The following is a 13099-nucleotide window of genomic DNA, read 5'->3' as shown; positions in this document are numbered from 1 at the left end:
GGTGGCCGGCCGGGTTGCCTCGCGTTTGATCGCTCCTGGGCTCAGGCCCGGTAGGCGTGCAGCTCCGCCGCGAGTCCCGGGGAGACCCGGGCGGACAGCCGGGTACCGGTCTCGGTGTGCTCCAGCGTGAGCACCTCGCCGTTCGCGTGCACCCGGGAGACCAGGTCGCCCCGGCTGTAGGGCACGAGCACGCGCATCTCCACGTCGGGATGCGGCACCCGGGCACAGAGCGCGTCGACCAGCGCGGCCAGCCCCTCGCCCGTGCGTGCCGAGACGAACACGGCGTCTGGGGCGAGCTGGCGCAGCCCCGCGACGACCGTCGGCTCCACGGCGTCCACCTTGTTGACGACGATCAGCTCGGGAACACCGCCCGCGTCGATGTCGTTGAGAACCTCGCGCACGGCGGAGATCTGCGCGGCCGGATCCGGCGATGATCCGTCCACAACGTGCAGGATGAGATCGGCATCGGCGACCTCTTCCAGCGTCGAGCGGAACGCCTCGACAATCTGATGCGGCAGATGCCGGACGAATCCGACGGTGTCGGTCAGGGTGAAGGCCCGGCCGTCCGGCAGGGTCGCCCGCCGCACGGTCGGATCGAGGGTGGCGAACAGCGCGTCCTCGACTAGGACACCCGCGCCGGTCAGCCGGTTGAGCAGCGACGACTTACCGGCGTTGGTGTAACCGGCGATCGCCACGCTGGGGACCTCGCCCCGCCGCCGGGCGGAACGCTTGGTCTCCCGCACGGTCGTCATCGCGGCGAGCTCGCAGCGCAACCGCGCCATCCTGGCCCGCAGCCGCCGACGGTCGGTCTCGATCTTCGTCTCACCGGGACCACGGGTACCGATGGGCGCCCGGCCGCCGCCGCTGGCCGCGGCCCGCGACATCGACTCACCCCACCCACGCAGCCGGGGCAGCATGTACTGCAACTGCGCGAGCTCGACCTGGGCCTTGCCCTCTCGAGAGGTCGCGTGCTGGGCGAAGATGTCCAGGATGAGGGCCGTCCGGTCGATGACCTTTACCTTGACGACCTCCTCCAGCTGCCGCAGCTGACCCGGGGTGAGTTCGCCATCGCAGACCACCGTGTCCGCGCCGGTCGCCGCGACGACCTCGGCGAGCTCGCGCGCCTTGCCCGAACCGACGTAGGTCGCGGCATCCGGCCGATCGCGGCGCTGCACGAGCGCGTCGAGCACCACCGAACCGGCGGTCGTGGCGAGCGCCGCGAGCTCCGCCATGGAGCTCTCGGCCGACCGCAGGGAACCCGACGTCCATACGCCGATGAGGACGACACGCTCCAGCCGCAGCTGCCGGTACTCGACCTCGGTGACGTCGTCGAGCTCGGTGGCGAGACCGGGAACCCGCCGCAACGCGGCGCGATCCTCCAGGTCGAAACCGTCCCCAGAATCGTCGAAGAAGTTCGGCAGGTAAGACGGATCGGCGCCAGTCAGCTTGATGAGGGATCTGTCGAGAGTGGACGCATCGAAGGCGTCAGCAGGAAGTGTCATACCATCCGTTCTCAACGCGGCCCGTTACCGCACCATTCCGCGATCATTCCGTGCCGCTTGCTCCGGCCGGGCCCCACGACCCGGTGGCCCGAGGAGGATCCGCCGGTCCGGAAGACCCTGCCACGCTCGTGGCGCGTCTCCCCCCTCGTTTCCCGGCGAATCCCGTCGCCAACCAGGGTCCCACGCCACCACGTCGATCGCGAACCGTTTTGCCGCTCCGCCGGCGTAGCGTCTGCGCCGTGTACCACGAGTACCACGAGAGACGGGCCCGCCGCCTCGCCGCGACGATCTGGGACAGCTCGGGCCGCCCGACTCCCCCGGACACCACGCGGACGACGGCGGACCGGCGTCCGGACAGCACCGGGCCCTCGGAGGGCACCGGGCACACAGGCGGCACCGGGCACACAGACTTGGTGTGCAGCCGGCGGGTGTTGCCGGACGGATGCATGGACATCATCTGGAGTTCCGACGCCAATCTGATCGTCGCGGGGCCGGACACGGCGGCGAAGCTGGTGCGCTGGGCACCAGGCGTGCGGCACGTCGGGCTCCGCTTCGACTCGGGCTCTGGACCATCCCACCTCGGAGTGGCCGCGGACGAACTGCGCGACCAACGCATCCCGCTCGCCGACCTGTGGGGCGACGGACCGGCGCAGCGACTCGCCGAGCGGCTCGCCATGGCCGCTGATCCCCTGGTCGCATTCGAGTCGTCGATCGCCGCCCGGCCCGTTCACCCGGCGCTCGTGGACCGGTTGGTTCCCGCCGTTCTGGCGGGTGCCCGCGCCCGGGCGCCCGTGGACGACCTCGCGCGCATAGTCGGGCTGAGCGAACGCCAGCTGCTGCGTCGCTGCCGGCGCGTCTTCGGATATGGCCCGAAGACGCTCGCCAGGATCCTCCGGATGCAGGACGCCCTGCACGCGGCGCGGGCCGGCATCCCGTTCGCGGTCGTGGCGGCCGAGGCCGGCTACGCCGACCAGGCGCACCTCGCCCGGGAGGTACGCGCGCTCGCCGGAGTTCCGCCGACCCGTCTCATCCGAACTGCCAACGTTCAGGACGAACTGGACGTCTCGGTAGCGGATGTCGCGGATATCGCGGCCACTACGGGCAGTGGGGCGTAGAGGTCGACGTGGTTGCCGTCTGGATCGAGCACGACCGCGTACCGCTGGCCCCAGAAGGCGTCCCAGGGCGGAAGGTGGCCGGCGTGACCGGCGCCGACGAGGTCGGCGTAGACCTCGTCGACCTCGTCCGGCGTGTCGCAGGCGAAGGCCAGCCCGACCCGCGGCGAGCCGGTACCCGCCGACCAGTGCGGATCAAAGGATCGGATGGTCGCCTCGCTGTCGAACGCGAGGCGTAGACCGCCGGGCAGCTGCACCTCGACGTGCGGCTGGGCGTCGGCCCCGGCGGGCAGGTCGAGGCCGAGCCGGCGGTAGAACGCCAGGGACCGGGCCATATCAGCGACGATCACACCGGTCAGGGTGAACGATGGTGGCATGAGGGCACCGTAGGGCCGGCAGGCGGGCCGGGTCTTGTAGGAAACGGACACCTCACCCGACCGGGTCGTGGACCTCCGCACGGCGCAGCACGCCGTCGAAGACCAGCTCGGCGGGCCCTCGCAACAGCACGGTCTCCGGCTGCCAGATCACGACCAGGCCGCCGCCGGGCACATCCACCTCGACCTCGACCGGCGCACCCCCCGGCCGAGCACCTCGCCGGGCCGCCCAGGCCACCGCGACCGCGCAGGCACCGGTGCCGCAGGACGCGGTCTCCCCGACCCCACGTTCGAACACCCGCATCGCCACCCCACCCGGCCGGGCGACGACGATCTCCACGTTCACCCCGTCCGGGAAGTCGACCGGGGAGAACGACGGTGGTCGGGTCAGGTCGAGCCGACGCAGCCCGGCGACGTCCAGGTCGTCGGCGAAGCAGACCGCGTGCGGATTACCCATCGAGACCGCGGTCGCGGTGAAGGCACGATCGGCGACGGTGACCGGGGCCCCGGGTCCGTCGATGATCCGCGGCGGTCCCATGTCGACCGTGACGTCACCGTCCACCGCGACCTCGACGAGCCGCAGCCCGGCGCGGGTCGCGACGTGGAACCGTCCCGGCTGGGCGTATCCGGCGTCGACGAGGTAGCGGGCGAACACCCGGGCGCCGTTGCCGCACATCTCGGCAATCGAACCGTCAGCATTGCGGTAGTCCATGAACCAGCGCGCCCGGCCGGCCAGACCGGCCGCCTCGGGAACCGCGGCGCAGAGCACCACCCGCAGCACCCCGTCGCCCCCGATGCCGGTCCGCCGGTCGCACAGCGCGCGCACCAGGCCCGCGGTGAGGTCGAGGTCCCCGTCGGGATCCGGCAGGAGGACGAAGTCGTTGCCCGTCCCGTGGCCCTTGACGAATCGCAACCCCAGCTCGTCCCGCACGTCGCCGATCGTACGGGGGACGCCGCTCGGCACCTGACGACCGGGCTCCCGCGGCGGCGTCAGCCGGCGGCGGCCCGCGCCCACTCCCGCATCCGGTCGTCGGAATGCGACGGCTTGTACCAGCGGTCGGGCCGGCCGCGCCCGAGGGCGATCATCCGAGCGTCCTCCACCGGCACCGGCGGACAGAACACCGGTCCGATGGCGCGATCGCAGCCAAGATCCACCACCCGGGACGCCAGGCGCGCGGTGTCGACATCGTCGGCGACGACGGGCAGGCCGCGCTGGTGGGCGAGCCGGACGATGGCCGCGAGCACGGCCTCACCCTCGAGGTCCTTCATGGTCGCCCGCAGGAACAGGCCGTCGATCTTGACGAGGTTCAGCGGCAACTGGTCGAGCACGGCCAGCGAGCCCAGCCACGTGCCGAAGGACCCGACCGCGATCGCCACCCCGAGAGCACGCAGCCGGGTCAGCAACCGGGGCACCATCGGCGCGGCGAGCCCGAGGGTCTGCTCGCTGAACTCGAGGCCGATCGCCCCGGCCGGCAGCACCCGGCCCGAGACGAGCCGGTCGACCTCGGCCGCGAAGGCGAGGCTGGCAAGCTGGCGGCCATCGATGTTCACCCACAACCGGGGCGGGCGGATCGGCGTCCCGACCGCCATCCGATGCCAGGTGCGCGCCTCGGTCACGGCCATCCGCAGCACCCACTGGTCCACCTGATGGACGAGGCCCGCGGCCACGGCGATCGGCATGAAATCCGCCGGGCCCAGCACCCCGCGTTCCGGGTGCAGCCACCGCGGATGGGCTTCCATCCCCGGCACCGACCCGTTGCGCAGGTCGACCTCCGGTTGGAAGTGCAGCCGCAGCGAACCATCATCGAAGGCGGCGTAGAGCGCGGGGACGAGAGTCAGGTCGGGTGGGGTACCAGCATCAGCGGTGGGCGCGGTCACATCGATCTCTCCAGACGCCGTGCGGGACCGGCCGCCGCGCACCGGCCACCGGCGACGCCACGCATTGGCGGCGGCCCGATCGACCCCGACCCGGTCGGCCGATCACCCGTCAGAGCGAACCCACCAGCCGTCGCACCTGGGTGACATCTGGTTTGTCCAACCAGGCTATCCGGTTATCCCGCCGGAACCAGGACCTTTGTCGACGGGCAAAGCGCCGCGTCGCCGTAATTGTGGCGAGCTTGGCCTGTTCAGCGGAGTCCATTGCGCCGTCGAACCAGGCCAGAACCTGGGCATAGCCCAGTGCGCGAGACGCGGTTCGGCCTTCCCGCAGGCCGCATTCCACCAACCTTCGCACTTCGTCAGGAAAACCAGCACCCCACATTTTCTCCACCCGGTCCGTGATCCGTTGGTCGAGATCGGGGCGATCCACGCCGATCTGCACGACCTCATAGACCGAGCGGTGCTCCGGCAGGGTGGCCGTGAAGGTTCCGGTGAGCTCGACGACCTCCAGGGCACGCACAATCCGCCGGCCGTTGCTGGGCAGGATCGCCGCGGCGGCCTGCGGTGCCAGCGCGGCCAGCCGGTCGTGCAGCGCCGGGGCGCCGACGCGGGCCAGTTCCTCCTCCCACCGCGCCCGGACGCCCGGATCGGTCCCCGGGAAGGTCAGATTGTCGAGAACCGCGCGGACGTAGAGCCCGGAACCGCCGACCAGCACCGGAATGCGCCCGGCGGCGAGCAGATCGTCGATTACCCGGCGGGCGTCCACCTGGAAGCTCGCGACGTCCGCGGGACGCGTCACGTCCCACAGGTCGAGCAGATGGTGGGGCACCCCGCGACGCTCCGCCTCGGGAACCTTGGCGGTACCGATGTCCATCCCGCGGTAGAGCTGCATCGAGTCCGCGTTCACCACCTCGCCGCCGAGGGCGAGCGCGATCTCGATGCCGAGGTCGCTCTTCCCGCCAGCGGTCGGCCCCACGACCGCCACCACCGGCCCCCGGCGCGGTTCCTCCTGCCTGTTCATCCTCGCTCGGCAACATCCCGTGTCCAGAGGGCAACCAGATAGCCGACACCGTACGGCGCGTCGTCATACCGGAGGTCACTGTTCCATGCCCCCGGGCCCAGGGACCCCGGGCCCGGGCCGTCCCGGGTCGCGGCGAGCAGGGCGCCGGCCAGGACCTGCCAGGACGCCCGGCCCGCGGCGAGCAGCTCCCGGGCCAACCCCGGGTCCAGGGCGAGCAGGCCGGCTGGATCCCCCGCGGCCAGCGCCGCGGCGGCGGTCGCGTCGAACGCCGCGGCCCGTGGATCCAACCCGCCGGGAGCCTTCAGCGTGCGACAGGCCGAGCCGTCGCCCATCACGAGCAGTGCGAGGCGTTCCTGCGGAGCGGAGCCCGCGACCAGCCGCGATCCGAGTGCGACGGCCCCGTCCGGAGAGATCTCCGCGGGCACCCCGACGGCGGTGCGGGCGCCGGGCCAACCGACGGCGCCCAGCAGCCAGGCGCCGATCGTGATCGACAACGGTAGAGGGGGCGACGGTAGGACGGGCGACGACGGGACAGACGGCGACTCGGGGGCCAGCGCGGTCGGGCCGAGGTCCACCCGGAGATCCACGCCGAAGCCGGCCAGCGACCCGAACGCGGCGGGGCCGTAGGACACCTCGGTCGCCGCGTCACCCACCACCACGATCGTGTCCGGCTTGGTGGCACACAGCAGGCGCACCGCGTCCACCGCGACGGCCCGTGCCTCGATCGGCTCACCACAGCCGACCTCGGGAACCAGCAACGGAGGATGAGGACAGACCGCGGCGGCGACGAGGGTCATCGACGTACCGGAGTACAGCAGGCGTCCGCGCCGGCCGACGCCGTGCCAGCAGACGCCAGGCCGACGGGACCGGGCGAGGACGGCCGCAGGGACGGGATGCCCAGGGTGACGATCGGCCGTCCGCCTGCCGGCTGCTGCGCGGCGGCCGCACCGCCACCGTCACGCCCGAGCGCCCACGCGTCCCCCGCACGGGTCGCCCGGTGGGACCGCAGGGGGCCGTCGGCGGTGAGGTGGTGGGGTGCCGCCCGCGTCACCACCGTCTCGACGACGTCGCCCGGGCGCACCGTAGGCGCGACCGCGGCGCCGCCCGCCCTCGAGCCCGAGCCGGTGGGCGAGCTCGCGGCCTCGTCCGCGCGGAAGTGCACGAGCCGTCCGTCCCGGGCCCGGCCGGACATCCGGCCGGTGGCGCCGTCCTTGCGCCCCTCTCCCTCCGAGACCAGCACCTCGACCCGCCGGCCGACCAGGGCCCGGTTCTCCGCCCAGGAGATCTCGTCCTGCAGGGCCACCAGCCGGGTATACCGGTCGGCTACAGTCGCCCGGTCCACCTGGGCGTCCATGGTCGCTGCCGGGGTGCCCGGGCGAGGCGAGTACTGGAAGGTGAAGGCGCCGGAGAACCGGGCCGCCCGCACCACGTCGAGGGTGTCGGCGAAGTCCGCCTCGGTCTCGCCGGGGAAGCCCACGATGATGTCGGTGGTGATGGCCGCGTCGGGCATGACTGCCCGCACCCGCTCGACAATGCCGAGGAACCGGTCCCGACGGTACGAGCGGCGCATGCGGCGCAGCACGGTGTCCGACCCGGACTGCAACGGCATGTGCAGCTGGTGGCACACGTTCAAGGTGGTCGCCATGGCCTCGATGACGTCATCGGTGAAGTCGCGCGGATGCGGTGAGGTGAAGCGGACACGTTCGAGACCGTCGACGCGACCGCAGGCGGCCAGCAGCTTCGCGAAGGCACCGGGATCTCCCAGGGAGCGCCCGTAGGAGTTGACGTTCTGCCCCAGCAGCGTGATCTCCAGGGCGCCCTCCGCGACCAGGGCCTCGACCTCGGCGAGCACGTCGCCCGGCCGGCGGTCACGCTCGCGGCCACGCAGGCTGGGGACGATGCAGAAGGTGCAGGTGTTGTCGCATCCCACGCTGATGCTGACCCAGGCCGAGTGATGGCTGGCCCGCCGGGTCGGCAGAGAGCTCGGGAAGACCTCCAGGGCCTCGGCGATCTCGACCTGGGCCGCCGCGTTGTGCCGCGCGCGCTCCAGCAGCACGGGCAATCGGTGCAGGTTGTGCGTGCCGAAAACCACGTCAACCCAGGGTGCCCGGTCAAGGATCGCGGCCCGGTCCTTCTGGGCGAGGCAGCCCCCGACCGCGATCTGCATGCCCGGATGGCCCTTCTTCACCGGGACGAGCTGGCCGAGATTGCCGTACAGGCGGTTGTCGGCGTTCTCCCGCACCGCGCAGGTGTTGAACACGACTACATCCGCCTCGCCGCCGGGATCGACCGGGGAGTAGCCGGCGGATTCCAGCAGCCCACAGAGCCGTTCGGAGTCGTGGACGTTCATCTGGCACCCGAACGTGCGGACCTCGTAGCTGCGGCCGTTCACCCGACCAGCCTACGGCGCCTGCACCCGGCCGGGTCTGGGGTCGGGTGCGGGGGCGGGTCTGGGTTGGTCTGGGTTGGGTCCGGCGGGGACGGGATCGCGTCGCGGACCGCCTCGCCGGCGGGACCGGGACCCTCCCCGTCGGGAGCTGGGGCGACCCATCCTGGTCTGGAGGCCGCCCAAGATATCAGGCAACACCCCGCTCGATATATTTGCATAGGGGACGTAATGAAGTAACAAATACGTGATCGAGAGCATCATCGCAGGTCACAGGCCCGTGGAGGGTTCGAAACGCGCAAGTTATTTCATTTCGACTCCATAGCTGCAGGGATACTATTCTCGAATGTTCCCGCCAGTGCGCCGAAATCCGCGCGAGACGACCGCCCCAGCTGTCGGCCCCACGACCGATCCGCGCGCCTGGCCGTTCCATCATGAGGCCGCCGGGACGCTCGGCCCAACACCACACCGTCATTGTGCCGGGAGGTCGACATGCCTTTGGTGACCCTGGAAGGCGTCGGGAAGTCGTTCGGCGACAACCGGGTCCTAGCCGACGTCGACCTGTCCGTCGAGGCGGGCGAGGTCGTCATCATCATCGGGCCCTCGGGGTCGGGGAAGTCGACCCTGTGCCGCTGCATCAACCAATTGGAAACGATCGACGAGGGCCGGATCCTCTTCGAGGGCCGTCCCCTGCCCACGGAGAGCCATGAGCTCGCCCGGATGCGGTCACGGGTCGGAATGGTATTCCAATCGTTCAACCTCTTCGCGCACAAGACGGTGCTCGAGAACGTCACCCTGGGACCGGTCAAGGTCCTGGGGCACAACCGCCTGCAGGCCCGCGCCCGGGCCCAGGAACTACTGGAACGCGTGGGGATCGCCGACAAGGCGGACCGGTTGCCCCGCCAGCTCTCCGGCGGCCAGCAGCAGCGCGCCGCCATCGCCAGGGCGCTGGCGATGGATCCCGTGCTCATGCTCTTCGACGAACCGACCTCGGCGCTCGACCCAGAGATGATCTCCGAGGTGCTGGACGTGATGAGGTCGCTGGCCACCAGCGGCATGACCATGATCGTCGTCACCCACGAAATGGGATTCGCGCGTTCCGCCGCGGACCGGGTGGCCTTCATGGCGGACGGCCGCATTCTCGAGATCGCCCCGCCGGAGAGTTTCTTCGCCGCGCCGCGGACCGAACGCGCCCGGGACTTCCTGGCCCGGGTCCTGCAGCACTGACCTCCACCGACCCGGCCCAACCGGGCCCGACCCGGTCGCACCCGCCGCCCGCCGCGCCGCCGGCACCCGGAGGCACACCAGAGGCACGTACCACCGGAGGGACGCAGTTCCTCAGGGGGACACACACCACCCGACGCCAGATCACCTGCTCCGGACCCGCGGTCCGGACCACTGCGAGAGGATCGGTCATGCGTACATCGTTCAGCCGGACGCGGCGCCCCGCCGCCGGGCATCTCAACGGGAGCTCAGGCGGGTTGTCACGCGGACGCAGCCGCCACAGGCGCGGCAGCGCGCTCCTCGCCGGCGTGACGCTGCTCGCCGCCCTCGGGCTGAGTGCCTGTGGGAGCGGCGGCGACGACGCCTCGGCACCCACCGCCTCGGTGACCTTCACCGCCGGCACCACCATGGCCCGGCTGCACGACGCTGGAAAGATCATCATCGGGACGAAGTTCGACCAGAACCTGTTCGGGCTGAAGAACCTCAGCGGCCAGCCCGAGGGCTTCGACGTCGAGATCTCGAAGATCGTCACGGATGCCCTGGGCATCCCACGCGACAAGGTCTCCTACGTGGAGACCGTGTCGGCCAACCGTGAACCCTTCATCCAGCAGGGTCGGGTCGACCTCGTGGTGGCCACCTACACAATCAACGACAAACGGAAGAAGGTCGTCGACTTCGCGGGGCCGTACTACGTCTCCGGCCAGTCCATCATGGTCGCGAAGAACAACACCGACATCACCGGCAAGGACACCCTTGCCGGCAAGAAGGTGTGCTCGGTCAGCGGATCCACGCCGGCCGAGAACATCCGCCGGGTGGCGCCCACCGCCCAGCTCGTGCTGTTCGATGTGTACAGCAAGTGCGCCGACGCGTTGAAGAACGGTCAGGTCGACGCGGTCACCACGGACAAGGGCATCCTGCTGGGTCTCGTCGACAAGGACCCCGACGCCTTCAAGGTGGTGGGTGACACCTTCACGAAGGAGCCCTACGGCATCGGCCTCAAGAAGGGTGACGACGCGTTCCGGAACTTCATCAACGACACGCTCGAGGCCGCTTACAAGGACGGGCGCTGGGAGAAGGCGTACACCTCGACCCTCGGCAAGGTGGAGCCGACCGTGCCCACTCCCCCGGCTGCCGACCGATACACGTCCTGATCCGCCAATCATCGCTCGGGGCACGACCGGTCGGCCTCACCCGGGCCGACCGGTCGTCCACCCGCCACCGCCTGAGGGAGGACAGCGATCGACGCCGTCATCGATAACCTCGGCATCTTCGCCGAGGGCTTCCGCCGGACGGTCGGGCTAAGCCTGTTCGCGTCCGTGGCGGCGCTGATCCTCGGTACCGTCCTCGCAGCGATGCGGGTCTCCCCCGTGCCCCCGCTGCGCTGGACCGGCACCGCCTACGTGCAGACGGTCCGCAACACCCCGCTGACCGTCGTGTTCTTCTTCGTGGTGTTCGTCCTGCCGCAGCTGGACATCGTCTTCTCATATTTCACGTTCGCGGTGGTCGCGCTCTCGATTTATCACGCCGCGCTGGTCTGCGAGGCGGTGCGTTCCGGGATCAATGGGGTTGACCTCGGTCAGGCCGAAGCGGCTCGTGCGTTGGGCCTGACCTTCTCCCAGACGCTGCGAATGATCATCCTTCCGCAGGCATTCCGCAACGTGCTGCAACCGCTGGGCAGCGTGGTGAGCGCGCTGATCCGCAACACCTCGATCGCCGCGGCGTTCGGCGTCGAGGAGCTGACCGGCATGGTCCAACGGCTCACGACCGTCAATCCGGATGCGGTGATCGTCGTGCTGCTCGGCGGTGTGGTGGCATACCTGATCCTCACCGCGGTGCTGGCAGCCGGGCTGTCCCTGGCCGAACGACGGGTGGCGAGGGCGCGATGAGCACCGAGATCATCCTGGCCGATCCACCGGGTCCGCGTGGTCGGCGTCGCATCCTGATCGCGCGTGTGGTGGCCGCCGCTGTCCTCGTCGGGCTGGTCACGCTGGCGGTGCTCCGCCTCGCCGACTCCGGCCAGCTCGACGGCAATCGCTGGAGTGTCTTCGTCGATCAACCGGCGCTGCGCACCCTGCTGTGGAACGGGCTGCTCGACACGTTGCGCGCCGCGCTGACCGCGATGCTGTTCGCCTCGGCGGTGGGGACCCTGCTCGCCCTGGCCCGGCTGTCCCAGCGCCGGGCGGTGCGCATCCCGGCCACGCTGCTGGTGGAGCTGTTCCGCAGCCTGCCTGTCCTGATGCTCATCCTGTTCGCCTACCTCGGTCTGCCGGCGCTCGGCTGGCGGCTCTCGGCGTTCTGGGCCCTGGTCATCGGGCTGACCGCCTACAACGGGGCGGTGCTCAGCGAGATCTTCCGCGCCGGGATCCAGTCGGTCGACCGGGGGCAGACGGAGGCCGCGGCGGCGGTCGGGCTGCGGCCGGTCCAGATCTTCCGCCTCATCCAGTTTCCCCAGGCGGTCCGGCGGATGAGCCCGACGCTGGTGAGCCAGCTGGTGACGTTGCTCAAGGACACCTCACTGGGCTACGTCATCGCCTACAGCGAGCTGCTGCGATCGGGACGCAGTGCGGTCGAGTACCTGGGCAGCAGGTACGCCCTGCCCATCTACACCGTCATGGCGGTGATGTACATCGTCACCAACGGGCTGCTGTCGCTGTTGGCCCGATGGCTGGACCGTCGCCAGGACCGCCGCCTCGGCGGCCGCATCCCGGCTCAGCGGGCGGTGCCCACCGCACGGGTCTCGCGCACGACGGTCACCCGGATCTGACCCGGATAGGTGAGCTCCTCCTCGATCTGCCTGGCGACGTCCCGGGCGAGCAGATGGGCGGCGAGATCGTCGACCTCCTCGGGCACGACCATGACACGCACCTCCCGGCCGGCCTGCATGGCGAACACCTTGTCGACACCCGGACGGTCACCGGCGATCTGCTCGATGCGCTCGAGCCGTTTCACATACGACTCCAGGCTGTCGCGGCAGGCGCCAGGCCGGCCACCGGAGATCTGGTCAGCGGCCTGGGTCAGCACCGCGCAGATCGAGCGGGGTGCGACCTCGTTGTGATGGGCCTCGATCGCGTGCACGACCTCCTCGTCCTCACCGTAGCGACGGGCCACCTCCGCCCCGATCAACGCATGAGAGCCCTCGATCTCGTGGGTAAGAGCCTTGCCGAGGTCGTGCAGCAGAGCCGCTCGTTTCGCAAGTGGAAGCGGCATGCGCAGCTCGGCGGCCATGATTCCGGCGAGGTGGGCGCTTTCGATCAGGTGCGCGAGCACGTTCTGGCCGTAGCTGGTTCGGTAACGCAACTGGCCCAGCAGATTGACCAGCTCGGGGTGCATCTCGGAAATGCCGGTCTCGAGCAGGGCGTCCTCGCCCGCCCGCACGCACCGCTCGGTCACCTCGAGCTGGGCGCGGGCGTGCTCCTCCTCGATGCGGTGCGGATGGATCCGGCCGTCGGACACCAGAGCCGCCAGCGTGATGCGACCGACCTCGCGACGCACCGGATCGAAGCAGCTCAGCAGCACCGCCTCGGGCGTGTCGTCGATGAGCACGTTGACCCCGGTGACGGACTCGAAAGCCCGGATGTTGCGTCCCTCCCGCCCGATGATGG

The 13099-nt window shown here is 70.6% G+C and carries 13 protein-coding genes; 5 read left to right on the top strand and 8 right to left on the bottom strand.

Annotated elements, in window-relative coordinates:
- Window positions 1-41: 41 nt before the first annotated feature.
- Entirely contained in the window at window positions 42-1502 is a 1461-nt protein-coding gene (gene hflX, locus AC08OQ_RS03165; protein ID WP_476599776.1) for a GTPase HflX, read from the bottom strand.
- Window positions 1503-1948: 446 nt separating this feature from the next.
- Between hflX and AC08OQ_RS03160 the strand changes: the two genes are divergently transcribed.
- Entirely contained in the window at window positions 1949-2617 is a 669-nt protein-coding gene (locus tag AC08OQ_RS03160) for a helix-turn-helix domain-containing protein (RefSeq protein ID WP_476599774.1), read from the top strand.
- Here AC08OQ_RS03160 and AC08OQ_RS03155 read toward each other — a convergent pair.
- From AC08OQ_RS03155 to miaB, 6 genes are all read right to left on the bottom strand, one after another.
- On the bottom strand, window positions 2548-2991 hold the full coding sequence (locus AC08OQ_RS03155; RefSeq protein ID WP_476599772.1) for a VOC family protein: 444 nt from the start codon (window positions 2989-2991) through the stop codon (window positions 2548-2550). The two genes, AC08OQ_RS03160 and AC08OQ_RS03155, sit on opposite strands and share 70 nt — an antisense overlap.
- 52 nt (window positions 2992-3043) lie before the next feature.
- Window positions 3044-3919: a diaminopimelate epimerase gene (gene dapF, locus AC08OQ_RS03150; protein ID WP_476599770.1), complete on the bottom strand. Its 876-nt coding sequence runs from the start codon at window positions 3917-3919 to the stop codon at window positions 3044-3046.
- A 59-nt stretch (window positions 3920-3978) separates the two neighbouring features.
- The gene (locus AC08OQ_RS03145; protein WP_462187343.1) at window positions 3979-4866 is read right to left on the bottom strand and encodes an EAL domain-containing protein; all 888 of its coding nucleotides are present in this window, start codon (window positions 4864-4866) and stop codon (window positions 3979-3981) included.
- Between the two features lie 109 nt (window positions 4867-4975).
- A complete protein-coding gene (gene miaA / locus AC08OQ_RS03140) occupies window positions 4976-5887 on the bottom strand; it encodes a tRNA (adenosine(37)-N6)-dimethylallyltransferase MiaA (protein ID WP_476599768.1) in 912 nt (303 codons plus the stop codon).
- Window positions 5884-6684, bottom strand: a complete 801-nt coding sequence (locus AC08OQ_RS03135; protein ID WP_462187345.1) for a class III extradiol dioxygenase subunit B-like domain-containing protein — start codon at window positions 6682-6684, stop codon at window positions 5884-5886. The genes miaA and AC08OQ_RS03135 overlap by 4 nt, the downstream gene beginning before the upstream one ends.
- Window positions 6681-8279, bottom strand: a complete 1599-nt coding sequence (gene miaB / locus AC08OQ_RS03130) for a tRNA (N6-isopentenyl adenosine(37)-C2)-methylthiotransferase MiaB (protein WP_476599766.1) — start codon at window positions 8277-8279, stop codon at window positions 6681-6683. Before miaB ends, AC08OQ_RS03135 begins: the two co-directional genes overlap by 4 nt.
- A 486-nt stretch (window positions 8280-8765) precedes the next feature.
- Here miaB and AC08OQ_RS03125 point away from each other — a divergent pair, with 486 nt between their 5' ends.
- From AC08OQ_RS03125 to AC08OQ_RS03110, 4 genes are all read left to right on the top strand, one after another.
- Window positions 8766-9500, top strand: coding sequence for an amino acid ABC transporter ATP-binding protein (locus tag AC08OQ_RS03125; RefSeq protein ID WP_476599764.1), 735 nt, complete (start codon window positions 8766-8768; stop codon window positions 9498-9500).
- 188 nt (window positions 9501-9688) lie between these two features.
- Window positions 9689-10648, top strand: a complete 960-nt coding sequence (locus tag AC08OQ_RS03120; protein ID WP_476599762.1) for a glutamate ABC transporter substrate-binding protein — start codon at window positions 9689-9691, stop codon at window positions 10646-10648.
- 114 nt (window positions 10649-10762) lie between these two features.
- On the top strand, window positions 10763-11383 hold the full coding sequence (locus AC08OQ_RS03115; protein ID WP_476593989.1) for an amino acid ABC transporter permease: 621 nt from the start codon (window positions 10763-10765) through the stop codon (window positions 11381-11383).
- Window positions 11380-12261 carry an amino acid ABC transporter permease gene (locus AC08OQ_RS03110; RefSeq protein WP_476599760.1) on the top strand — a complete coding sequence of 294 codons (882 nt, stop codon included), beginning with the start codon at window positions 11380-11382 and terminating at the stop codon, window positions 12259-12261. Before AC08OQ_RS03115 ends, AC08OQ_RS03110 begins: the two co-directional genes overlap by 4 nt.
- Here AC08OQ_RS03110 and rny read toward each other — a convergent pair.
- A partial coding sequence (rny, locus tag AC08OQ_RS03105) for a ribonuclease Y (protein ID WP_476611890.1) occupies window positions 12207-13099 on the bottom strand: 893 nt, incomplete at its 5' end. The two genes, AC08OQ_RS03110 and rny, sit on opposite strands and share 55 nt — an antisense overlap.

It is taken from the genome of Frankia sp. CcCS3 (assembly GCF_977927575.1).
Note: the sequence above shows the minus strand (reverse complement) of the source record. Positions and strands in the feature narration are given on the sequence as shown.

Coding starts and splice junctions, on each gene's coding strand:
- hflX (WP_476599776.1), bottom strand. CDS start 1,502: ATGACACTTCCTGCTGACGCCTTCGATGCGTCCACTCTCGACAGATCC.
- AC08OQ_RS03160 (WP_476599774.1), top strand. CDS start 1,949: ATGGACATCATCTGGAGTTCCGACGCCAATCTGATCGTCGCGGGGCCG.
- AC08OQ_RS03155 (WP_476599772.1), bottom strand. CDS start 2,991: ATGCCACCATCGTTCACCCTGACCGGTGTGATCGTCGCTGATATGGCC.
- miaA (WP_476599768.1), bottom strand. CDS start 5,887: ATGAACAGGCAGGAGGAACCGCGCCGGGGGCCGGTGGTGGCGGTCGTG.
- AC08OQ_RS03135 (WP_462187345.1), bottom strand. CDS start 6,684: ATGACCCTCGTCGCCGCCGCGGTCTGTCCTCATCCTCCGTTGCTGGTT.
- AC08OQ_RS03125 (WP_476599764.1), top strand. CDS start 8,766: ATGCCTTTGGTGACCCTGGAAGGCGTCGGGAAGTCGTTCGGCGACAAC.
- AC08OQ_RS03120 (WP_476599762.1), top strand. CDS start 9,689: ATGCGTACATCGTTCAGCCGGACGCGGCGCCCCGCCGCCGGGCATCTC.
- AC08OQ_RS03110 (WP_476599760.1), top strand. CDS start 11,380: ATGAGCACCGAGATCATCCTGGCCGATCCACCGGGTCCGCGTGGTCGG.